Genomic DNA, 21,464 nt, shown 5'->3' with positions numbered 1-21,464 from the left:
CCGGATTGCAATCCTAGCCGCCAGCGGCGGCGTCGAACGTCAGCTTCATCACCCGCAGGCCCTCGCCGATCATCGCACCAATCTGATCGCGGGCCGTGTCGGGCAGCAGATCGGCGATCCACACCACGCGACTGCCGCCGTCGCCATCGGCAAAGACCTGGCACGAGGCGTTGTAATGGGTAAGCGGCCCGCCGGCCGCGCCCCACACCAGCCGCCGGGTGCGATCGTCGCGGTCGATGATCGGTTCCACCACCTCCATGCCGTTGCCGAAGCGCACGGCCCGGCTCACTCCGGCGATCGAGGCATCGGCATCCGCAATCGGAATGCCATCGCGCTCGAGGCGCGTGGCGACGACGAAGCCCGGTACGAGCCGCGAGTGTAGTGCGCCGATATCGCGGACCGCGTCCCAAGCCTGTTCCGGCGCCAGCGCCGTCCTGATTTCGCCGGTCACCGAGGCCATATGTGTCTCCCTGTCCTGTCCATGCCCAATAGGGCGTGGCGCCGCATCGTGCCCGGACGATGCGGCGTCGGTGCGGCGAACGCGAACGGCGTGCCGCCTAGCGGCCGGAATTTCCCCCCGATCGTCTCTTACTCAGCGCTGGGCGGTGGCGATCAAAGCGGTCGAGGGTATCGGCAGCACCATTGTCTCGCCGGCCTGTGCGGCCAGCGCGCGGATCAGGCGGATCGCGTCGGCACGGCGATCCGGCGAGAGCTCGGCCCAGAGCGGCTGCATGGCAAAGAGCCGGTCGGCATCGTCGAGCGCGTCGAGCCGCAGCCCGAAATCATGCGTGTGCCGTTCGATCACCGGCGCGGTGAAGCCAGCGGCGATCAGCTCGGCGGCAAAGGCCTCCGGCGTGCGCAATACGGCCATGCCCGCCGGCGGGGCGGGCGGGGTGATATCGGGAAAGAGCGTGGCGCATACTGTGTCGAGCAGCAAATTGGTCGCCGCCCCCGCCGGCGCCTCCCAGGTGGCGACCACCGTCCGGCCGCCGGGCCGGGTCACCCGTGCCATCTCTCGCAGGCCCTGGCGCCAGTCAGGAAACAGCATCACGCCGAAGATCGACAAGGTCATGTCGAAGCTTGCATCGGGCAGGTCAAGCGATTGCCCGTCCATCTGCAGTGCGATGATATTGGGCCGGGCATGCGCTGCGACCCGGCCGACCATGCCGGCGGAAAAGTCGATCGCGACAACCCGCGCGCCGCGCGCGGCGGCGGCCAGCGCGGCAGCACCAGTGCCGGTCGCGACATCCAGCACATCGGTCGCGGCGGTTATCTCCAGCCCGGCCAGTGCATCGGCGGCGAACAGGCCGGTAAAGGGTTCGGCCTGTTGTTCATACAGGTCGATCATCGCGTCCCAGCGGGCGGGGTCGGCGAGCATGGTGTTGAAGCGGGTGTCGGTCATGCGAATCTCCTTGTGACGGGCGGGGTGACGGGCGGGGTGATGGGCCGGGTAACAGATTGGCGGATATCATGTAACATCATAAGTGTCGAATCTGTTCCGGCGCTTGCGTTGTCACGGGGAACAGGAGAGATGGGCGGGTGAGACAGGACAGCCGCTTATCCCGCATGCTCCATGTGCTGCTGCACATGGCACGGCACGACGGGCCAATGACGTCGGAGACGATCGCGCAGATGCTCGGCACCAATCCGGTGGTGGTGCGCCGGACGATGGCCGGCCTGCGCGAGGCGGGCTATGTCCGCTCGGTCAAGGGGCATGGCGGCGGCTGGACGCTGGCGAGCGACCTGAGCGACGTGTCGCTGCTCGACATTCACCGCGCGGTCGGGGGGCCGAGGATCTTTGCGATCGGCAATGAAAGCGATCATCCGGCGTGCGCCGTCGAACAGTCGGTCAACCGTGCGCTGGACGACGCGCTGCGCGAGGCGGAGGCCTTGCTGACCGCGCGGCTGGCGGCGGTCACGCTGGCCGAGCTGGCGGAGGATTTCGACGCGTTATGCCGGTCGCGGGGGACGGGCGCGGCGGGCTAGTGCGGTTTCAGGCTGGGTTGATTCCAGCCCATCCGATCATGCCGGAGCGGCAGTCAGTCGAAGATCGCCGCAAGCGTGAGCAGCGCGATATGATTCAGTGCCGCGGCGAGATTGCCGCGTCGCAGCGCCACCCGGGCCAATCCCCAATGAGCGGAGAGATGAAGCCGCTTGTCATCATGGCAAGCGCCGTGAGCCCGACCGAAATGACGCCGCGCCTCGATCAGATCCCCCGCCGCATAGGCTGAACGGGCCAACATCATTTCCTGTGCGCAATCCATGCTGCTCTCCATCGACAGACCGTGTCGCGAGTCCCGGATTGCAGTGTGCCGCGAGCGACCGGCGAGCGCAAACGGCGCCCTCAGTGCCGGTCGAAGGCGGTGATGATCGGGCAGGGCGCCGGATGGGTCTCGGCCGCCGCCGCGCCGCATTGCGCGGCGAGCCGGGCGAGCGCCGCGCGTGCTTCCTGCATCTCGGCGATGCGCGCGTCGAGCGCGGCGATGCGTTCCTCGGCCAGTGCGCGCGCCGCATCATGGTCGTGGCGCGCATCAAGCGCGAGCAATTGCCCGATCTGGTCGAGCGTGAAGCCGGCGCGCTGGCCGGCGCGGATGAAGCGCAGCCGGTCGGCATGGCCGGCATCGTAGCGCCGGATGCCGCCGCTCAGGCCATTGCCGCCGCTGCGGTCGGGCAAGTCGATCAGGCCGAGCCGCTGATAATAGCGGATCGTTTCGATCCCCACGCCGCCGCTGCGCGCCAGTCCTGAAATGGTCATCGGTTTCATCGCTTGACTCCGGACTATGGTACGGACCCCATTTGGGGCGGGTCCGACCATAAACAAGGAAATGCAATGCCAGCGCGCCCGGCCCCGACTGCTACTCTCTACCGCATGATGATGCCCGACCATGTCTGCCCCTATGGCCTGAAGGCGCAGCATCTGCTGCGCAGCAAAGGCTATGAGGTGGAGGATCACTGGCTGACCAGCCGCGCCGAAATCGACGCGTTCAAGGCGCAGCAGGGCGTCGCGACCACGCCGCAGACCTTTATCGATGGCCGGCGGATCGGCGGCTATGACGATCTGCGCCGCCATCTCGGGCTGCATGTGCGCGATCCCAAGGCGCTGACCTATACACCGGTCGTCGCGGTGTTCGCGATCACGGCGCTGATGGCGCTGGCCACCAGCCAGGCGGTGTCCGGCACGCCGTTCACAGTGCAGGCGGTGCAATGGTTCATTGCCTTCAGCATGTGTGTGCTGGCGATGCTCAAGCTGCGCGATCTCGACGGTTTCTCGTCGATGTTCCTGGGTTATGACCTGCTTGCGCGGCGCTGGGTGCCCTATGCGCGGCTCTATCCCTTTGCCGAGGGGCTGGCGGGGGTGCTGATGATCGCGGGGACCTTGCGCTGGCTGTCGATCCCGGTCGCCTTGTTCATCGGCACGATCGGCGCGGTGTCGGTGTTCAAGGCGGTCTATATCGAGCGGCGCACGCTGAAATGCGCCTGTGTCGGCGGCGACAGCAATGTGCCGCTCGGCTTTATCTCGCTGACCGAGAATGTGATGATGGTCGCGATGGCACTGTGGATGCTGGCGATGCCGGCGATGTGACGCGATGAATGCGCCTCATGACGGGCGGGGAAGCTGTGGCTGCTTCCCCACCCTGATGCGTCAGGCGATGGTGTTGACCAGGCCGCCCTCGGCGCGCAGCGCGGCGCCGTTGGTGGCGGAGGCGCGCGGGCTGGCGACATAGGCGACCAGATCGGCGATCTCCTTGGCCTCGATCATGCGCTGGATGATCGATGAGGCGCGCGCGGTGGCGAAGAATTCCGCTTCGATCTCGGCGATCGGCAGGCTTGGGTCGCTGGCCTGGCTGCGCAGGAAATCCTCGATCCCGGCCGAGCGGGTCGGCCCCGGCATCACCGAATTGACCGTGACATTGGTGCCGCGGGTCAATTGCGCGAGACCGCGGGCGATCGACAGCTGAGCGGTCTTGCTGGTGCCGTAATGGATCATGTCGTGCGGCACGGCGAGGCCGGATTCGCTGGAGATGAAGATGATCCGGCCCCAGTTGCGATCAAGCATGCCAGGCAGATAGCTGCGCGACAGGCGCACGCCGCTCATCACATTGACGTCGAACATGTTGGCCCAGTCGGCGTCGCTGATCTCGCCGAACGGCTTGCTTTCATAAATGCCGAGATTGTTGATCAGGATATCGACCTGCGGGATTTCGCGGGCAAGCAGAGCGGCGCCTTCGGCTGTTGCCACATCGGCGGCGATGCCGGTCACTGGTGTGCCGCCCGAGCCGGCGAGATCGGCGATCGCTTCGTCGAGCTTCGCCTGAGTGCGGCCGGTGATGGTGACGCGTGCGCCCTCAAGCGACAGCGCGCGCGCGATTTCGAGCCCGATGCCGCCGGTGCCGCCAGTGACGATGGCGGTCTTGTCGGTGAGTTGGAGATCCATGATGTGCCTCTTTGCTGAACTGAAGGGCGGGATATGGAATGCGATGGGCGATGCCGCTATGCGCTGCCGCCGCTCAGCTGTTGTGAGCGCAGCGCATCAATCATGCCAGCCCGTTCCTGTGTCTCCAGTGCGCATGAATCCATTTCATGGCTGTGCCGAGAGAAGATGCTTTGAGCGTCCGGCGCTTTTCGATCAGTTTCGCGACGAATGACGAGGAGGTGGACGATGAAGCGAGTGATGATCGGGGCGATGCTGGCGGTGCTGGCTGCGGGTAGTGGCGGCGCGCAGGCGCCGAAGGAGGACCCGCTGACCCGGCCGATCGCGCCGGGCTATGCGGATCGCTGGCTCAAGCCGCAGCCGCCGATGCGGGTGTACGGAAATACCTATCTGGTCGGTTTCACTGAGCTGAATGTCGCGCTGATCCGCACCAAAGCCGGGCTGATCCTGATCGATACCGGCGTGCCGCAAGGCGTGGCGATGGTCGAGGCGAATATCCGCCGGCTCGGTTTCGATGTCCGGCAGGTGAAATATATCCTCAGCACCGAACCGCATTATGATCATGGCGGCGGGTTCGCGGCAATGGTGCGCGACAGCGGCGCGACGGTGATTGCGGGGCAGGATGGGGCGACCTCGCTGCGGCTCGGGCGCGCGCTGCCCGAGGATCCGCAGGCCGCGCATCTCGATGCCTTCCCCGCGGTGCCGAAGGTGCGCGCGGTCGCCGATGGCGGGACGATCCGGCTTGGCGATGTGGTGGTCACCGCGCGCGCCACGCCCGGGCATACTTCGGGCAGCATGAGCTGGACGTGGAAATCGTGCGAAGGCGGCAAGTGCATCGACATGGTGTTCGCGTCGAGCCTGAACCCGGTCTCGGCCGAGGGCTATCGCTTCACCGATCCGGCGCATGCCGGGATCGTGGCCTCGTACCGCCGCAGCTTCGCGACGATGGCGGCGCTGCCCTGTGGGGTGCTGATCACCGCGCATCCCGACCAGTCAGGCGGCGACGAGAAGTTCGCGAAGCTCAGTGCCGGCGCGAAGCCCAACCCGTTCCTCGATCCCGACGCCTGCCGTGCCTATGCGGCGAAATTCTCCGCCGCGCTTGACGCGCGGCTGGCGAAGGAAGGCGTGCGGTAGAGCTCACGCCGGCGCGAGTTTGAGCAGCACAATGCCGGCGAGGACGAGCAGGATACCGCCGAAGCGCCACAGGCTCATGCTCTCGCCGAACAGCCAGATGCCGAGCAAGGCGGTGCCGGCGGCGCCGATGCCGGTCCATACCGCATAGGCGGTACCGACCGGCAGCACCGCCAGCGCGCGGCCGAGGAGGTAGACAAAGGCCGCGAGCAGCAGCAGCGAGGCGAGGCTCCAGCCGAGCCGGCTATAGCCCTGGGCATATTTCATCGACACCGCCCAGGCGACATCGAGCAGCCCGGCTGTGACCAGCATGGTCCATGCGAAGCCCTGGCCCACCATCTTACGCCGCGACCTTCATGCCCTCGGCGTGCATCGCCGCGCGCACCTGCGGCCGCGCGCCGACCCGGGCGAGAAAGTCGCGCAGCTGCGGAAAGGGGGCGAGATCGACATTGGTGAAGGCGGACCAGCCGACAATGGTGAAGAGATAGGCGTCGGCGGCAGTGAAGCCAGTGCCAAGGAGGTATGGGCCCGATGCCGCGAGATGGCGGTCGATATAGGCGAGCCGCTCGGCGATCTTGCTGCGCGCAACCTCCTGCGCCTGTGCGCCATATTCGGGATGGAACAGCCAGGGGCTGTACATCTTGTGCAGCTCGGTCGCGATGAAGTTGAGCCAGGACTGCAAGCGGTAGCGTTCCACCGTGCCGGCGGGCGGAGCGAGGCGCGCGCCGGGGGCGAGATCGGCGAGATACTGGACCATCGCCGCCCCTTCGGTGAGCAGCGAGCCGTCATCCAGTTCCAGCGCCGGGACATAGCCATTGGCGTGACGCGTGGTGAAATCCACGCCCGTCTCAGTGCGGTGCGGGGTGGTGCGGATATCGACGCGTTCCAGTTCGAGCGCGATGCCGGCTTCGAGCGCGACGATGTGCGGCGAGAGTGAGCAAGTGCCGGTGGCGTAGTAGAGTTTCATGATCGGATCCTTGGTTAGGCGGGCGGGTCGCTGTCCGGGCCGATCTGGGGCTTGGGTATTCGCAATGCACGTTGGGATTATGCCAGTCAGTCTTGCATGACTGCAAGCTGGGGCACTGCTATATGCGGGGCATGAAGGACTGGAACGACCTGCAACTGGTGCTGGCGGTACAGCGCGCCGGCGGGCTGACCGTGGCCGCGAAATTGCTCGGCATCGACCATTCGACCGCGTTTCGCCGGCTCAACGCGATCGAGGCGCGGCTTGGCGCGCGAGTGTTCGAGCGACTGCCGGGCGGCGCGTATCGCGCGACTCAGGCGGGCGAGCGCATGGCGGCGGCGGCCGAGCGGATGGAGGATGAGGCACTGGCGCTCGACCGCGACATTGCCGGGCGCGACCACCGGCTGACCGGGCGGCTGCGCGTCACATCGTCGGAGACACTCGCCTATAGCCGGCTGACCGATCACCTTGCCGCGTTTCGCCGCCGGCATCCCGGGATCATGGTCGAGCTGGCGATCGACAACCGTGTGCTGAGCCTGTCGCGGCGCGAGGCGGATATCGCGCTGCGCCCGATCCGTCCGAAAGAAACCGATCTGTGGGGACGCAAGCTCGCCGCGGTGGCGTGGAGCCTGTACGCCGCGCCCACCTATCTCGCGGCGAATGGGCCGCTCGCGGTCGGCGTCGGACTGGAGGATCATGCGCTGATCGGCTGGGAGGAGACGGCAGCGGGGATCATGGCGGCCGATTGGCTCACGCGCCAGGTCCCGGCCGAAGCGTTCGCCTATCGCACCAACAGCCTGGTCAATCAGCTGGTCGCGGCGAAAGCCGGTCTGGGGATCGCGCTGCTGCCCTGCTATCTCGGCGACCGCGACGGCGATGTGGTGCGCGCGACGGCAGCGCCGATTGCCGAACTGGCCGGCGAGCTGTGGATCATTACCCATGCCGACCTGAAGGCGACCGCGCGGGTGCGGGCCTTTTTCGACCTGGTCGGCGATGCGTTGATCGGCGACCGCGACCTGTTCGAGGGGCGGCGGGCGGGATAAGCTGACGACGTGCGGTTGCCGGTCTCGCGCTTTGCTGCTAAGGGCGTTTTCGTTCCGGCTTCGAGAAAAGGAGGGCCAGTGATGATGACATCGACCGTTGCATGCCCGCCTTCCGCCGCCATGGGCCTCGGCAAACACCGCCATTAGGTCCTGAGGCCGCCCCGATCGGGCGCCCTTCCGCGACATCTCTCGACATTGCTAAAGGAGCCGGTGCGCGTGCGCACCGCGTCACACATCCATGACTCATGTTCGCAAGAAGAGCCGCGCCGGCGTGATCGGTGCCGTGCTCGCTTTCACCTTCGCGCATTGGGCGCGGCAGCGCGGCCGGGCGCTGTTCATCGGGCTTGCCATCTCGGCGGCGACGGTGACCGAAATCTTCGTGCCGGTCGCCGCCGGCAAGCTGGTCGACGCGCTCGCTGCCGGGACGCGCGACACCGCGCTGTGGCTGTTCGCGGTGATGGCCGCGCTTGGCCTCGCCATGCTCGTGCTGCGCCACTTTGCCTGGATGAATGTGGTGCCGTTCACGCTGCGGCTGATGGGCGACGTTGCCGAAGACGCGTTCGCGCGAGTGCAGCGTTTCTCGTCCGACTGGCACGCCAATGGCTTTGCGGGCTCCACGGTGCGGAAAATTTCGCGCGGCATGTGGGCGCTCGACACGCTTGACGATGTGCTGCTGCTTGCGCTGCTGCCCTGCTTCGTCGTGCTGACCGGTACGATGGTGCTGCTCGGCTGGCACTGGCCGCTGCTTGGGCTGGTGATGGGCGCCGGCGCGGTGATCTATATCGCGCTGACGCTCATACTCTCGACCAAATGGGTCGCGCCGGCCGCGTCGCTCTCCAATGGCTGGGACACGCGGATCGGCGGACTGTTGTCCGACGCGGTCGGCGGCAATGCAGTGGTCAAGTCGTTCGGCGCCGAGGCGCGCGAGGAAGCGCGGCTGACGCGGGTGGTTGCCAAATGGCGCCGCCGCACCACCCGGACCTGGGTGCGCAGCACCTGGTCGGGCTCGCTGCAGATTGGCCTGTTGTGGATCGTGCGCACCGTCCTGGTCGGCAGTGCCTTGTGGCTGTGGTCGCAGGGGCAGGCGACGCCGGGCGACATCACCTATGTGCTGACCAGCTATTTCATCCTGCACGGCTATCTCGTCGATATCGGCCATTATGTGCATCAGCTGCAGCGCGCGGTGAACGAGCTGGAGGAGCTGGTCGAGCTGCATGGCGAGCCGCTCGGCATCGAGGATGCGCCGGGCGCGAAGCCAGTGGCGATCGCGGCGGGCGAGATCCGCTTCGACCATGTCACCTTTCGCTATGGCGGGCATGAAACGCCGCTGTACGACGATCTGTCAGTGACGATCCGCGCCGGCGAGCGAGTGGGGCTGGTCGGTCATTCGGGCTCGGGCAAGACCAGCTTCGTCAAGCTGATCCAGCGGCTGCACGATGTGACCGGTGGCCGGGTGCTGATCGACGGGCAGGATGTGCGCGACGTGACTCAGCGGTCGCTGCGCGCGCAGATCGCAATCGTGCAGCAGGAGCCGATCCTGTTCCACCGCAGCCTGGCGGAGAACATCGCCTATGCCCGGCCGGAGGCGACGCTGGCCGAGATCGAGCATGCCGCACGGCTCGCCAATGCCGATGCGTTCATCGCCCGGCTGCCGCGCGGCTATGCGACTTTGGTCGGCGAACGCGGCGTGAAGCTGTCGGGCGGCGAGCGGCAGCGCGTGGCGCTGGCGCGCGCATTCCTGGCCGATGCGCCGATCCTGATCCTCGACGAGGCGACCTCGAGCCTGGACTCGGAATCGGAAAGCCTGATCCAGCAGGCGATGGACCGGCTGATGACCGGGCGCACCGCGATCGTCATTGCCCACCGCCTGTCGACGGTGCGCACGCTCGACCGCATCCTGGTGTTCGACCAGGGGCGGGTGGTCGAGGATGGCGATCACGAGGCGCTGCTCGCCAACCCGGCCGGCATCTATCGCCGCTTGTTCGACCGGCAGTCGGGGCTGATCGGCGACGTGGCGGAAAGCAAGCGGGCGGATGATGATGCGGCGGACGAGTCGCTGTTCATCGACGCATAATGGCGTGATCCTCCTCTCCGGCATCGGGGAGGAGGATCATTGCCGCCATTCATGCTATGCTGCCGGCCTCGCTCGACGACCCTGGAGTCCTGTCATGCGCGGTGCCGCTATCCTGGCGCTTCTGCTCGCCCTGTGGGGGCTGGGCTATGGCTGGTTTGCGCTTGGCTGGGATGCGGGCACTGGCCGCGCCTTTGCCGATCATGTCCTGATGGGCGCGTCCGTGCTGCTCGGCATCGCGGCGTCCTGGATCATCGTGCGGCGCGGGTCGGGCAAGGCCGTGCCCGTGCTCGCCGGGGTGTTCGCCGCGCTGGTCCTGTTTATCCTGTTCTTCGGACAGCCCTGAAGACCCACCGCCCGACAATAGGCCTCCAGCGCGCCGATCTCAGCGGTCGAGACGATCGCTCCGACATAGCCGTCGGGACGGATCAGCACCCACTCCCCCGCCGCCAGCGCATAGGCATCGCGCAGATGACAGCCATCATCGATGATGTCGCCGCGTGAGCCGAGGCTATGGATGTGCAGACCGGCGCGCGGCGGCATGAGAGCGCGATCGACGTCATGGCCGATCAAGGTCCAGTGCGTGCCGCGAAGCAAGTCGAACAGCCGTAGCGGATGCCCGGCCGCCCCACGTATCGGGGCATCGGGCGCGCGGTCGCCGGCAACCAGATCGCCGCCGCGTACCGGTTTTTCCAACGCGAGCGACGAGTTGGGATAGCCGAGGTCGAGCTGCTGCACATCGCGACCGCGCCGGATGTCGCCGCGCTTGGCGGCGTCGAGCAGCCTGGTCGACAGGCCGAGCATTTCCGCCGCGATCGGCCGGCGTTCCTCCTCATAGCTGTCGAGCAAGGCATCGGGGGCGCCGGCGATGACCGCCGCCAGCTTCCAGCCAAGATTATAGGCATCCTGGATACTGGTATTGAGCCCCTGGCCGCCGGTCGGCGGATGGATATGCGCGGCGTCGCCGGCGAGGAACACGCGGCCGACCCGGTAGTGATCGGCAAGCCGTGCATTCATGCCATAGGCCGATGCCCAGGAGACCGAATGAACCCGGATATCGTCCCGGCCGGTGCGGTCCGCCACCATCGCCGACAGCCCTTCGGCCGACAGGTCGACCTCGCCCTCAAGCGGGATCGGCGCCTGGATCTGGAACAGCTCGGTCCCGGCGAGCGGGCAGATCGCGATCTGCCGCTCCATCGATCCTTCGCCGAAGCGATGCCACGCATCCCGGCCCAGGCCGGTCAGCATGACATCAGCGGCGACCGCGCGGATGCCCAGCGTCTTGCCCGGAAAGCCGATATCGAGCGCATGGCGCACCACGCTGCGGCCGCCATCCGTGCCGACCAGGTAGCGGACGCGGATCGTTTCCTCACCGCCGTGTCGGCGCAGTCGCGCGGTCACGCCGGTATCATCCTGGTCGAATCCGATCAGTTCGCAGCCGAATTCCGCCCGGTGCCCGAGTTCGGCGAGGCGATCGCGCATCACCGCTTCGGTCAGGAATTGCGGTACCATCAACGGGGCCTGCCAGGGCTCGGCGGGCGTAAGGCCATGCGTTTCGATGATGGGCGAATCTGCATGGCTGCCATCGGCACGGTATTGGCGTTGCGGCGGATAGGGATCGCCGATCGCGGCAATCCGGTCGATGATGCCGAGATCCTCGAAAATCTCCAGCGTGCGCGGCTGAACGCCTTTGCCGCGCGATCCCGGAAACGGGGCATCGATCTTGTCGATCAGGCGAAACGGAACGCCGCGGCGGGCCAGCTCGATCGCCAGCGTCAGACCGGCTGCGCCCGCGCCGCAGATCAGGATCCCGGTTGCGAATTCTTCTGTCATCACTGACTCCTTGTGTGTAATATGCACATAATTGGAGGGCAGGCATGGCGTCAAGAAAAAATGTGCAATATACACATAATTCCGGTCGGATCAGGATGCTGCATGGCGCGCTGATCGATATCGTCAGCGCGATGAACCGCCCGCAGCGCGATGAGCAGATGGTACGCGAAGCGGGCATTTCGCTCGACCGCGCGCTGTTTCCGCTGCTGGTCGGGATTGAGCGGCTCGGCCCGATCGGGGTGGTCGATATCGCCGACCGGGTTGGCCGCGATTACACCACGGTCAGCCGGCAGGTTGCCAGGCTGGAGAGCCTCGGCCTGGTCGCGCGCGAAGCCAGCGCTGCCGACCGCCGCGTGCGGGAGGCAGTGGTGACGCCAAAGGGCAAGGCGATGACCGACGCGGTGGACCTGGCGCGCGAACGCATCGGGGCGGCGATCTTCGCGCGCTGGGACGACCATGATGTCGAGGAACTGGTCCGGCTGATGCGCAAATTCGCCGATGCGGTGAATGAGGTGCCGGACGGGCCTGCTGCCGGCTCCTGAACCCTAGTCGCCGGCCTTGACCAGTTCGAGGTCGAACCCGCCTTCCTCCTTCACTGCGCCGTGCACCTGTTTGAGGAGCGTTGCGCGATCGGCGAAGAAGCAGCTCGCTCCCGTTTGCGGATCGCGAGTGACATGGCCGCCGCTGCGTTCCGCCGCATCCTTCGCATCGCCGTCGCAACGCGGCGAGGAAACGCGCCAATTGCCGCTGCGGGCGTCAAGCAGGACGAAGCCGGCGCTGGCCGCAGGGAGGGCGGAGGCTTCCTGCAGCTGCACCAGGAAGCGGCCCGGTTGCGCGGCATCGATCGGCACGATGATGGCCCGCCACGGCGTATCCGGACCCGTGATGCGCACGCTGTTGTCGGCCTGGCGGGTAAGAGTCAGTATATCGCCGCTATTCGGCGGACCACCCGTTTCGACGAGGCGGTAACGGCCATCGGGAATCGCCGCCACGCCATCCGATGCGGTGAACCAGGCAGGCCCCGACCAGCAGCCGGACAGGAGCAGTGCAGCGAATGCCGGGACGAGCCACGAAGCGCTGCGCCACATTGTCATATCGCCTTCTTCCCTTATCGACGGCCGGACGGTCCTAATAGCGTATCGTTGCAGGATGCGCATGGCCGGTTCCCGGCCGCCGCGCACGGATCGGCGGATCTATCGACCGGTTCGCGGCATGGGCCGGCGGCTATGCCTTCAGCCGAAGCGATACGGGTCGAAGCACGCGGCATCGGGATCGGGCGTGCCGGACAGCGCGGCGGCGATCAGTTCGGCACCGAGGGCGGCGAAGCTGACGCCGTTGCCGCCGAATCCGGCGGCCAGCCATAGCCGGTCATGATGCGCCGCGCGGCCGATTGCGGGCAGGCCGTCGGGCGAAGCGCCGAACGCCGCCGCCCAGGCGCAATCGACCGATACGTCCGCGACATCGATCATTGTCGCGAGCTTTGCCGCGATCGTGCCGCTCTTCGTACCGATCAGCGCGTCGCGCCGCCGGGCATCGGCGAAATCCTCATCCTCGCCGCCGGCGATGATCCGGCCGTCCGCCGTCGCGCGGGTATAGAGATAGGGTGACGAGGCTTCCCAGATCATCGCATTGTCGCGCCATAGCGGTGCGGTGCCCGGCGCAGTGGCGATGGCGTAGCTGGCGCCGACCGTGAACGCGGCCGGCAGGAACCAGGTCGCGCGTTCATAGCCCGAGGCGATGATCACGTCGCGCGCGCGCAGCGACCGGCCATCGGCAAGGTGCAGCGTCAGTGCCACGTCCCCGGGTTCGATCCGGATCACATCGGCGGGAAAACAGGCGCGCGCCCCGGCACCGCGTGCCCGGGCGAGCAGGCCGAGCGTCAGGCGTACCGGATCGACCTCGAAACAGCCTTCCGACAGCAGCGCGGATCGCGCGGCGATGCCGAACCGCGCTGCCACGTCGGCGGCGTCGATCCAGAGGGAGGGCAGGCCGGCGCGGCGCCGCGCCGCGCCCTCCGCGGCGAGCGCGGTATCGTCGAGCAAGGTGCCGGCGAGATAGAGCTCAGGCCGGTCGATCCGTCCGCAGTCGATGCCGCTCGCATCGATATGATCGGCGAGCCGCCGCACTGTGGCGAAGACCCGCGTCCAGCGCCGTGCGGCTTCATCGGCCCCAATCCGCGCGGCGAGGTGAGTCAGCGGCACATCCGCCCCCCACATCACCAACGCGGTCGAGGCGGCCGTGCTGCCATGCGCGGGCGGACGACGGTCAAGCAGCACCACTTGCCGTCCCGCCGCCGTGAGTCGGTCGGCGAGCATCGCCCCCATCACGCCCGCGCCGATGATCGCGATCTCCGCCTCGCCAGCGGGGAAGGAGTCAGGCGTGAGGGTGTTGTCGCCGGCGGCGACCCAGCAGGGTCGGCCGCCGCGCAGATCGCGGTGTTCGGTCAGTTCCATGGCTCGTTCCTGACGCGAAGCCCCGATACAGGGTGCGTGCTTTCAGGAGGGAGAACGCGTCGCGGTCCGGACGTGTCCCACCGCCGGATCAGTCCTGTGCGCCGCAATAGGTGCGCCAGGCCATCGCCACCGTGCCGGCCTCTTCGGCCAGCGCATCGCGGCGGTCATGTTTCTCGTCCGACCAGTTCCACGGCGCAAACCCCTCGGCCACCAATTGTTCATCGATCCACGCGTCGCGTTGCTCGGTAAGCAACTCCCACAGCGATGCCGCCGCACCGCCATTGGCCCGGGCCGTCCAGACGGTACGCATCGGTCCGCTGAAATCATTTTCGTAGACGCCGGTGACCGCGCCGATCTCGCCACGCACGCCCTCCAGCCCGGCGGCCGGGTCACCATAGCAATGCGCGGCGATGCGATCGTGCAGCGCGTTCAGGTCGCGCAGCATCGCGAACATCGCGGCGATGCGTGGCGCGGTGGTCCAATGATGCGCGGGCTCTCGCGAGTCGGGCTGGGGATCAGGGCTGGAGTCGGGGTGGGGGTCGGGCTGGGGATCAGGCCAGGGGTCAGCCTGGGGGACAGCGTGAAGAAGCGCCCTCGCGATGATCGCGGCGGGCCGGGGTGACTGTTGAGCGAGTGTTTGCAATCGCGCCTCCATAGGAAATTTCCTATACTGTTCTTGCAATGTAGGAAAGGAAATAAGAGAACAAAAGGGGAATATTGGAGTCGAATCACGATGAATCACACCATCATGTCGCCCCCGGGCGGCGACGCCGACCGGTCCGTCCGCACTAGGGTCGTTTCCCGCAGCAGTGAATCGGCCGCGATGCGCGGCGCGGCGCCGTTCTCCGGCGAGGAAGAGGCCGAGGCCGCGCGGGCGCAGGCGCTGCGCAGCGCCGCCGCGCTGTCGTGCCGGCAGCTTCATCAGGCGATCGTGCGACTGTTCGCGCGCACCGCGGCCGAGGCCGGCGTTTCAGTCGAAGGCGCGCGGCTGGCGGCACATTACAGCCCCGCACAATTGCGCCGCATGACGGGCGTGCGCTGGACGGGGGGCTTTAAACCCACGACGCCGGGAGCCGCGTCATGAACGCCCCGCTCTCTTTGTGGGAACGCCGCATCTTCGCGACGATCGTCGTGGCGGCCGAAGTGGGGCGGCTCGCGCCGACCGCCGACGAGCTGCAGGCGGTGTGCGGCTGCAATTCGGTCAGCACCACGGTCAACATCGTGCATCGGCTCGAGCGGCGCGGTCTGATCTGGGTCGAACGCTATCAGCGCTCCCGCCGTATGTTCGTCATCGCAACCGGAAAGGCGACCGCACCTGTGTCCAATAAGACCCCGCATTGGCGCACCCAGTCGCGCCCCAAATCGGTCCCGGCGCTGAGTCTCCAGCACGTGCGCCAGCGTCAACCTGACCTGGCGGCGGAGATCATCCGCGCCGCGCACCGCGAAGGCATGCGGATCGACGATTTCATCGCCGATCTGGTGTGGAGCGGATGGCAGCAACGGATCGCCGCGGCCGAGGTCAGGGGCGAGTTCAGGGACGAAGGCCGGGGCGAGAGCGGCTGAACACCGCGCCCCATCCCACCATCTCACTATTTTCATGAGGTATATATGACCAGCAAACCTACCCGTTCGCGCCGGACCACCCCCGATGGCCGGACCATCGCCGATATCGCGATCGGCCATACTGAAAAGGCGCTGACCGCGCTGACCGGCATTATCGACCGGGTTGAATCGTCCGACGCCGCGAAGGTGTCCGCCGCCAATGCCATCCTCGATCGCGCCTGGGGACGTCCCGGGCAGTTTATCGATGAGCCGAATGATGGGGATGACGATCTCGCCGCGCTGCTCACTGCCGCGCGGCAGCGCGTGCTGCAGGGGCGCGAGCCATGAGCGACGCACCCGAAATGATCCGTGAGATGGCGCGGCTGACGCATGATCCGCTTGGCCATGCGCTGTTCGCCTATCGCTGGGGGGAGGGCGTATTGAGCGGCGTTACCGGGCCGCGCGCCTGGCAGCGCGACGTGCTGACGGCGATCGGCGAGCATCTGCGCGATCCCGCGACACGCCACCTGCCATGTCGCATCGCGCGCGCGTCCGGCCATGGCATCGGCAAGTCCGCGCTGATTGCGATGGTGGTCAAATGGGCGCTCGACACTTGCGTCGACACGCGCATCATCCTGACCGCCAATACCGAAAGCCAGCTGCTCACCAAGACCGGGCCGGAGATCGCCAAATGGGCCAATCTGTCGGTCACCTCGAACTGGTTCACTGCGACCGCGACCGCCTTGTCCTCGACCCGGAAAGGGCATGAACGGTCATGGCGCGCCGATCTGGTCACCTGGTCGGCCAACAATAGCGAGGCGTTCGCCGGCCTGCACAATATGGGCAAGCGCATCGTGCTGGTCTTTGACGAGGCGAGCGGCATCGACGCGAAAGTGTGGGAAGTGGCGCTGGGCGCGCTGACCGATGCGGATACCGAGATCATCTTTCTCGCCTTCGGCAACCCGACCCAGGGCACCGGCACCTTTCGCAACCTGTTCGGCAAGCTGCGCGGCCTGTGGAACACCGCGCAGATCGACAGCCGCGATGTGGAGGGCACCAACAAAGCCTATCTCGATGAACTGGTCGCAACCTATGGCCTGGACAGCGACCTGGTGCGGGTGCGCGTGCTGGGGCAATTCCCCAGCGCCTCGTCGATGCAGTTCATCGATCGCGCGGCGGTGGTCGCGGCGCGGGACCGCGATCCGGCCCCGGCGCTGGGCAACGACCCGGTGATCTTCGGGGTCGATTGCGCGCGCTTCGGCGACGATCATTCGACGCTCGCGATCCGTTGCGGTCGCGACGCGCAATCGCGGCCATGGCGGCGCTGGCACCATATGGACAGCATGTCGCTTGCCGGCGACATCGCGATCGAGGCCGCACGGTGGAAACCCGATGCGATCTTCGTCGATGCCGGCAATATCGGCGCGGCGGTGATCGACCGGCTGCGCCAGCTCCTGCCCGACATGCTGATCAGTGAAGTCTGGTTCGGGTCGACCCGGGTGCGCGAGGCGAGCTGGATCGGGGGCAGCCGCATCCGCGTCGCCAACAAGCGTGCCGAGATGTGGAGCAATATGCGCCACTGGCTGGAAAGCGGCTGCATCCCCGATCACCAGGGGCTGGAGGATGATCTGACCGGCCCGGAATATAGCTTCGACGCCGAGCAGGCGGTGATGCTGGAAAAGAAGGAACATATGAAGGCGCGCGGGCTGGCGTCACCCGATGACGGCGATGCGCTGGCCTGCACCTTTGCCGAACCGGTGCAGCCGCGGGAGATGCCGGGGTGGCTCGACCCGGGGCGTTACGGGCAGGATCGCGGCGGGGATGATGAGGAGGATTTATATGCGGAGCTGTGGGAGTGAGGGGGCAATCAGGGCCGGCTGCCGCTCCGTCACATTTGCTGTGCGCTAGTCTGGCCGTGCTCGCGACCCGTATTTAGCTCTTGGGCTGCGGCAACGATCGGGTCTGGCTGTCCACGATGTCGACGATCTCCGACACGGTGATGGTGAAGACGCCGCCCTCGGCTTGTTTCCATGTCTCGATGCCGCGCTGTGTATCGGCCAGCGGGAAGTCCTGCTTTGTGTCCGACAATGTCGTCACGCTTGCGTCCAGCGTCTGATCGGACACGGGAATATGGGGCAGGCGGTCAGCAATGCCCTTTGCGCCCAGGTGCACGCCGGCGATGCTCAGGTGATAGACCTTGCCGGGGCCATAGGGTTCGATCTTCTGGATTTTCAGCAACGATCCGACATCCTGCGTGCGTGTGCGGTAATGCCAAATCTGACCCTCGACATATTTCGGCGCCGGTGCCTGTGCGGACAATAAGGACGCGGCGGCGGTCAGCATGATCAGATGCAACGGTCTCATCGCATTATCCCTTCGACTGCTATACCCAGGCCAGCACACTGCACCGGTTGGACCACTATCCCGCGACACGGACCAGGTTCAGGTCCACGTTCTGCCCGACCGGAGGAAGATCGACATGGGTGTCGGTGATCCAGATCAGCCGGCCCGTACCATCCGTGATCCGCGCTGACACCGCATAGCGGTTGCGCGGCACGATGCGTGCCGCATCATAGTCCAGCGTGAAGGCAAGCGGCGGCTGCCGTCCGGCGGTGGGGATATCGACCTTTGCGATGAGTGGTGCCGGCGCATCCATCAGGCTGACGTCACGGATCTCGACCGCCAGGCGGGCATCGGCCGGCAGGGCAATACGCTCGCGGTACGATGCGGTGCCGGACAGCGACACGCCCCGGGGCGGTTTTGCGCTCTCCGCCGACTTGTCCTTCGGGCTTGAGGTCTCGCACGCGGCAAGGCCGGCGAGCAGCGGCAGCAGGAGGACAGCATATCGCATGATCGGGCTCCAATTATCGGGTCGGCACCGGAGATCGCCCATGGCGCAGTGAAGCGTCGTCGAACAATCGAGTCATGGTACCCGACAAGTAGCGAACGGGTCCAGCGCAGGTGTGCGTCTTTCCTTCGTTTATAGTGCCTGAAGACCGCCAGTTCCCCTTGAGGCCAGACGCCAAGAGAGTAAAATCACCCGGAGTCGAAACATCGACGGATGGGAGAGAATGCGATGATCAGGATCATGGCCATTTTGGCAATAGCGATGGGTGCCGGCGTGGCGTTACCGGCACAGGCGAGCGGCACCGGCGCCTTCGCCTATTGCACCCTGAAGGATTACGACAAGGAGCAGATCCATTTCTCGTCAATCTATCAGGGCCCGAGCGACAAGGCGACCGCGGACGCCTATCAGAAATATCTGACCAAGACGGTGCCGGGGGTCAGCGGACAGGCGATCTGCTGGGCGAGCGCCACGGCCGCCGACGCCGCGGCGCATATGGCCGACAAGAAGGACAGCGAGTCGGGCTGGAAGATGGTCGACAATGACTGGAAGCCGGGCACGGAATAGGCCGATCCCGCCTTACCCCGGACACATGACGGCGAAGGCCGGCATGATTTTTTTGGCCGTCGATTCAACCTGACGATTGATCGTGGGAGAGCGGTAGCGGGCGCGAAGCCTTTCGGGTTTTCGCCCACGCTCTTTCTCATGACTGGAATACTTTCTGTTGCTGGCTGTTCCGCCCCGAACAGCCAGTGTGCTGGCTGTTCCGTTGGCTGTTCCGTTGGCTGTTATGCTGGCTGTTAACTGGCTGTTATTCGGGAACAGCCAGCACGGCCCAGATTACTGAAATACCTATATATTTTGTCCAGAAAATCCAACTTAACAGCCAGCAAAATTCATTTTTCGAAATAACAGCCAGGAACAGCCAGCAGGTCGCTACCTAACCCCGTCTCAGGGCACATCCTTGCGCGCTGCCGCCAACGGGTCGGCCTCCCCGGCAAAGGCGGCGCGCAGGAAGCCGAACATGCGGCGGCGCAGATCGACGCCGTGCCATGGCTCCTGGCTGACCAGTGCGCGGAAATTGCCGCCGGTCTCGCCATGGCCTTCGCGCGGATAGACGACCAGAGCGACCGGCACATTGCTCTGCTTCAAGGCGCGGTACATTTCGAGCGACTGGCCGAGCGGGTCGGTGACGTCCTTGTCGCCCTGCAGCAGCAGGAACGGCGTCTTTGCGGTGGCGACGGTCGACAAGGGGCTCTGGCGCCACGCATCGGCGAAGTTGAGCCAGGGCTTGCCGTAATACCAGCGGTCGTAGAAGCTGCTGTCCTCGGTGCCATATTCGCTGAACTGGTCGATCACTGGCGCGCCCGAGACGATCGCCTTGAACCGGTCGGTCTTGCCGACGACGAAGCCGGCCATTTCGCCGCCATAGCTATAGCCGATCAGCGCCATGCGACTGGCGTCGAGCGGATGGGCTTTCAGCACCGCGTCGACCCCGGTCATCACATCGCGGTAATCGGCCCCGCCCATGTCGTTCCTGTTCGCCGCGGTGAATGTTGCGCCATAGCCGGTGCTGCCGCGGATATTGGGCTGGAACACTGCCCAGCCCTCGGCGACCAGCATCTGGACGAGATTGTCATAACCGTCCTGGAAGCGCCCCGCCGGCCCGCCATGGATACTGACCACCAACGGCGCTTTCCGGCCCGGCGCGATACTGGGCAGATAGAGCAGCCCCTCGATCGTCAGCCCTTCATTCTGCCAGCTGACCAGTTGCGACGGCACTTTCGGCCAGCGCGCCGGGACCAGAGCGGGGGCGGTCAGTGCGACCGGCTTCGCGTCGAGCCCCTGCATCAGCATCGCGGTGGTCGGCTGGGTCGGCCCGGCGGCGAGGAAAGCCCAGCCGGTCTGGCGTGCGTTGGTCGCAGGGGCGAAGGCGATCGGCTGGCCGGTCTCGATCCAGCTCACCGCGCCGGTGCGGGTCGACAGGCGGGCCAGCCGGGTGCGCGTGTGCACGCCAATCGCCATGAGCAGATCGCCATCAGGCAGTATCTCATAATCGCCGGGAATCTCGCCGTCGAACCCGCGGGTCAGGTTCTTCACCTGCCCGCTGCCCAGGTCTTTCACGATCAGGTCGTTGCAACGCGGCGGGGCGTCGTCGGCGCATTGATCAGTATAGACCAGCCGGCTCCGGCCGGGGAGGAAAGCGACGCCCTTCGCGGTGCGCGGCACATCGATCGGCGTGGCGGCCAGCGTGGTCGGATTGACTCGCCAGAAGCGCGCATCGGGACCGGTTTCGTCGGAAGCGGGGTCGGTCGAGGCGACAAGATCGGCGCCGTCGAACGACCAGTCGACCGTGCTGAACACGCCGTCGATCGGCACCGCGCGCGCTGCACCGGTCGCGGCGTGGACCAGATAGAGATGCGTGCGGTGGTCGGGGATGTCATGGGCATAGCCATCGTCCTTGCGCTCGCGCCGCGCCTTGACCTCGGGCGTTTCGGGATCCTCGGCCCAGAGCGCAATGCTGCGGCCGTCAGGCGATACGGCGTAGCCGGAAATGGCGAGCGCATCCTTCATCACTGCGCCGTTCCACCGTGCCGTCAGCACCGTGCCGGCCTTGCCGAGCTTGTACTGGTCGGGCTCGCCGCCGCCGGCGGGCAGGCGGTAGAGCGCGCGGCTGCCGTCGCGCGTCGCCAGGAACAGGATCGATCCATCGGGCAGGAACCGCCCCTCGCTTTCGCCGCGTTCGCCGGTGCGGAAAGTCAGCTGGCGCGGCGCGGTGCCGGGCACGAGCAGCCAGAGATGCGGCAAACCGCCGTTCGCGGTGGTATCGGTGATGGTGGCCAGGACGCTGCGGCCGTCGGGCGCCACCGCGATCCCGCGCATCGCCCGCACCTCGGTGCGGACCTCCTCGTTCATGGCGAAGGGCGGCGGATCGGCGGCCACCACCGGCCACGCGGCGGTGGTGGCCAGCATGAACAGCGCCGCCACCCGCACGCGCCGCCAAGTCCCGTTCCGCAACCCCGTCGGCATCCCGCACGCTCCCCGCTTCTTTTCCGGCACTAGCAGACGAGTCCGGACGTGAAGTAAACCGCTATCGAAGCCCGAAATCATGAGAAATCAGCGTGCGGTATCATCGGTGACCAGTGCGTC

The 21,464-nt window shown here is 66.5% G+C and carries 25 protein-coding genes; 11 read left to right on the top strand and 14 right to left on the bottom strand.

The window, feature by feature from the left end; translation table 11 throughout:
• Positions 1 to 13: 13 nt before the first annotated feature.
• Both ACRECS_RS06835 and ACRECS_RS06830 read right to left on the bottom strand, forming a co-directional pair.
• Positions 14 to 460 carry an SRPBCC family protein gene (locus tag ACRECS_RS06835; RefSeq protein WP_431582213.1) on the bottom strand — a complete coding sequence of 149 codons (447 nt, stop codon included), beginning with the start codon at positions 458 to 460 and terminating at the stop codon, positions 14 to 16.
• A 132-nt stretch (positions 461 to 592) separates the two neighbouring features.
• Entirely contained in the window at positions 593 to 1,402 is an 810-nt protein-coding gene (locus ACRECS_RS06830) for a class I SAM-dependent methyltransferase (RefSeq protein WP_431582212.1), read from the bottom strand.
• A 137-nt stretch (positions 1,403 to 1,539) separates the two neighbouring features.
• Here ACRECS_RS06830 and ACRECS_RS06825 point away from each other — a divergent pair, with 137 nt between their 5' ends.
• Positions 1,540 to 1,986 carry an Rrf2 family transcriptional regulator gene (locus tag ACRECS_RS06825; protein ID WP_431582211.1) on the top strand — a complete coding sequence of 149 codons (447 nt, stop codon included), beginning with the start codon at positions 1,540 to 1,542 and terminating at the stop codon, positions 1,984 to 1,986.
• A gap of 53 nt (positions 1,987 to 2,039) precedes the next feature.
• Here ACRECS_RS06825 and ACRECS_RS06820 read toward each other — a convergent pair whose 3' ends face one another.
• Positions 2,040 to 2,243, bottom strand: coding sequence for a DUF3703 domain-containing protein (locus tag ACRECS_RS06820; RefSeq protein ID WP_431582221.1), 204 nt, complete (start codon positions 2,241 to 2,243; stop codon positions 2,040 to 2,042).
• Between the two features lie 101 nt (positions 2,244 to 2,344).
• Entirely contained in the window at positions 2,345 to 2,764 is a 420-nt protein-coding gene (locus tag ACRECS_RS06815; RefSeq protein WP_431582210.1) for a MerR family DNA-binding protein, read from the bottom strand.
• Between the two features lie 66 nt (positions 2,765 to 2,830).
• Between ACRECS_RS06815 and ACRECS_RS06810 the strand changes: the two genes are divergently transcribed.
• Positions 2,831 to 3,583, top strand: a complete 753-nt coding sequence (locus ACRECS_RS06810) for a MauE/DoxX family redox-associated membrane protein (protein WP_431582209.1) — start codon at positions 2,831 to 2,833, stop codon at positions 3,581 to 3,583.
• 60 nt (positions 3,584 to 3,643) lie between these two features.
• On the opposite strand, the gene ACRECS_RS06805 is transcribed toward ACRECS_RS06810, so the two are convergent.
• Positions 3,644 to 4,435 carry an SDR family NAD(P)-dependent oxidoreductase gene (locus ACRECS_RS06805; RefSeq protein WP_431582208.1) on the bottom strand — a complete coding sequence of 264 codons (792 nt, stop codon included), beginning with the start codon at positions 4,433 to 4,435 and terminating at the stop codon, positions 3,644 to 3,646.
• Between the two features lie 225 nt (positions 4,436 to 4,660).
• Between ACRECS_RS06805 and bla the strand changes: the two genes are divergently transcribed.
• A complete protein-coding gene (gene bla, locus ACRECS_RS06800) occupies positions 4,661 to 5,566 on the top strand; it encodes a subclass B3 metallo-beta-lactamase (protein WP_431582207.1) in 906 nt (301 codons plus the stop codon).
• 3 nt (positions 5,567 to 5,569) lie between these two features.
• Here the strand turns inward: bla and ACRECS_RS06795 are convergent, their stop codons facing one another.
• Entirely contained in the window at positions 5,570 to 5,899 is a 330-nt protein-coding gene (locus ACRECS_RS06795; RefSeq protein ID WP_431582206.1) for a DMT family transporter, read from the bottom strand.
• A gap of 4 nt (positions 5,900 to 5,903) precedes the next feature.
• A complete protein-coding gene (gstA, locus tag ACRECS_RS06790; protein ID WP_431582205.1) occupies positions 5,904 to 6,530 on the bottom strand; it encodes a glutathione transferase GstA in 627 nt (208 codons plus the stop codon).
• A 122-nt stretch (positions 6,531 to 6,652) separates the two neighbouring features.
• Between gstA and ACRECS_RS06785 the strand changes: the two genes are divergently transcribed.
• Entirely contained in the window at positions 6,653 to 7,570 is a 918-nt protein-coding gene (locus ACRECS_RS06785; protein WP_431582204.1) for a LysR family transcriptional regulator, read from the top strand.
• A gap of 238 nt (positions 7,571 to 7,808) precedes the next feature.
• Complete coding sequence (locus tag ACRECS_RS06780; protein WP_431582203.1) at positions 7,809 to 9,644, top strand: ABC transporter ATP-binding protein; 1,836 nt, start codon at positions 7,809 to 7,811, stop codon at positions 9,642 to 9,644.
• A 198-nt stretch (positions 9,645 to 9,842) separates the two neighbouring features.
• Here the strand turns inward: ACRECS_RS06780 and ACRECS_RS06775 are convergent, their stop codons facing one another.
• Complete coding sequence (locus ACRECS_RS06775; RefSeq protein WP_431582202.1) at positions 9,843 to 11,474, bottom strand: FAD-dependent oxidoreductase; 1,632 nt, start codon at positions 11,472 to 11,474, stop codon at positions 9,843 to 9,845.
• A gap of 44 nt (positions 11,475 to 11,518) precedes the next feature.
• Between ACRECS_RS06775 and ACRECS_RS06770 the strand changes: the two genes are divergently transcribed.
• On the top strand, positions 11,519 to 12,016 hold the full coding sequence (locus ACRECS_RS06770) for a MarR family winged helix-turn-helix transcriptional regulator (RefSeq protein WP_431582201.1): 498 nt from the start codon (positions 11,519 to 11,521) through the stop codon (positions 12,014 to 12,016).
• Positions 12,017 to 12,019: 3 nt separating this feature from the next.
• Here the strand turns inward: ACRECS_RS06770 and ACRECS_RS06765 are convergent, their stop codons facing one another.
• The 3 genes from ACRECS_RS06765 to ACRECS_RS06755 all read right to left on the bottom strand — a co-directional run bounded on the left by ACRECS_RS06765 (position 12,020) and on the right by ACRECS_RS06755 (position 14,381).
• On the bottom strand, positions 12,020 to 12,562 hold the full coding sequence (locus ACRECS_RS06765; protein ID WP_431582200.1) for a hypothetical protein: 543 nt from the start codon (positions 12,560 to 12,562) through the stop codon (positions 12,020 to 12,022).
• 144 nt (positions 12,563 to 12,706) lie between these two features.
• Positions 12,707 to 13,927: an NAD(P)/FAD-dependent oxidoreductase gene (locus tag ACRECS_RS06760; protein WP_431582199.1), complete on the bottom strand. Its 1,221-nt coding sequence runs from the start codon at positions 13,925 to 13,927 to the stop codon at positions 12,707 to 12,709.
• 88 nt (positions 13,928 to 14,015) lie between these two features.
• Entirely contained in the window at positions 14,016 to 14,381 is a 366-nt protein-coding gene (locus ACRECS_RS06755; protein WP_431582198.1) for a hypothetical protein, read from the bottom strand.
• A gap of 279 nt (positions 14,382 to 14,660) precedes the next feature.
• On the opposite strand from ACRECS_RS06755, the gene ACRECS_RS06750 reads away from it, so the two are divergent.
• The 4 genes from ACRECS_RS06750 to ACRECS_RS06735 are packed head-to-tail and all read left to right on the top strand — an operon-like array spanning position 14,661 to position 17,328.
• Positions 14,661 to 15,011 carry a hypothetical protein gene (locus ACRECS_RS06750; protein ID WP_431582197.1) on the top strand — a complete coding sequence of 117 codons (351 nt, stop codon included), beginning with the start codon at positions 14,661 to 14,663 and terminating at the stop codon, positions 15,009 to 15,011.
• Positions 15,008 to 15,490, top strand: coding sequence for a hypothetical protein (locus tag ACRECS_RS06745; RefSeq protein ID WP_431582196.1), 483 nt, complete (start codon positions 15,008 to 15,010; stop codon positions 15,488 to 15,490). Before ACRECS_RS06750 ends, ACRECS_RS06745 begins: the two co-directional genes overlap by 4 nt.
• Positions 15,491 to 15,535: 45 nt before the next feature.
• Positions 15,536 to 15,817: a hypothetical protein gene (locus tag ACRECS_RS06740; RefSeq protein ID WP_431582195.1), complete on the top strand. Its 282-nt coding sequence runs from the start codon at positions 15,536 to 15,538 to the stop codon at positions 15,815 to 15,817.
• A complete protein-coding gene (locus tag ACRECS_RS06735) occupies positions 15,814 to 17,328 on the top strand; it encodes a terminase (protein ID WP_431582194.1) in 1,515 nt (504 codons plus the stop codon). The genes ACRECS_RS06740 and ACRECS_RS06735 overlap by 4 nt, the downstream gene beginning before the upstream one ends.
• 73 nt (positions 17,329 to 17,401) lie before the next feature.
• Here the strand turns inward: ACRECS_RS06735 and ACRECS_RS06730 are convergent, their stop codons facing one another.
• Together ACRECS_RS06730 and ACRECS_RS06725 are read right to left on the bottom strand one after the other, a co-directional pair.
• On the bottom strand, positions 17,402 to 17,833 hold the full coding sequence (locus ACRECS_RS06730) for a hypothetical protein (RefSeq protein ID WP_431582193.1): 432 nt from the start codon (positions 17,831 to 17,833) through the stop codon (positions 17,402 to 17,404).
• A 55-nt stretch (positions 17,834 to 17,888) separates the two neighbouring features.
• Positions 17,889 to 18,320, bottom strand: coding sequence for a YbaY family lipoprotein (locus tag ACRECS_RS06725; protein ID WP_431582192.1), 432 nt, complete (start codon positions 18,318 to 18,320; stop codon positions 17,889 to 17,891).
• Positions 18,321 to 18,557: 237 nt separating this feature from the next.
• On the opposite strand from ACRECS_RS06725, the gene ACRECS_RS06720 reads away from it, so the two are divergent.
• On the top strand, positions 18,558 to 18,881 hold the full coding sequence (locus ACRECS_RS06720) for a hypothetical protein (protein WP_431582191.1): 324 nt from the start codon (positions 18,558 to 18,560) through the stop codon (positions 18,879 to 18,881).
• 384 nt (positions 18,882 to 19,265) lie between these two features.
• Here the strand turns inward: ACRECS_RS06720 and ACRECS_RS06715 are convergent, their stop codons facing one another.
• Entirely contained in the window at positions 19,266 to 21,344 is a 2,079-nt protein-coding gene (locus ACRECS_RS06715) for a prolyl oligopeptidase family serine peptidase (protein WP_431582190.1), read from the bottom strand.
• Between the last annotated feature and the right edge of the window lie 120 nt (positions 21,345 to 21,464).

It is taken from the genome of Sphingomonas sp., from assembly GCF_050725575.1.
GTDB lineage: Bacteria > Pseudomonadota > Alphaproteobacteria > Sphingomonadales > Sphingomonadaceae > Sphingomonas.
This window is presented reverse-complemented; position numbering and strand designations above follow the sequence as displayed.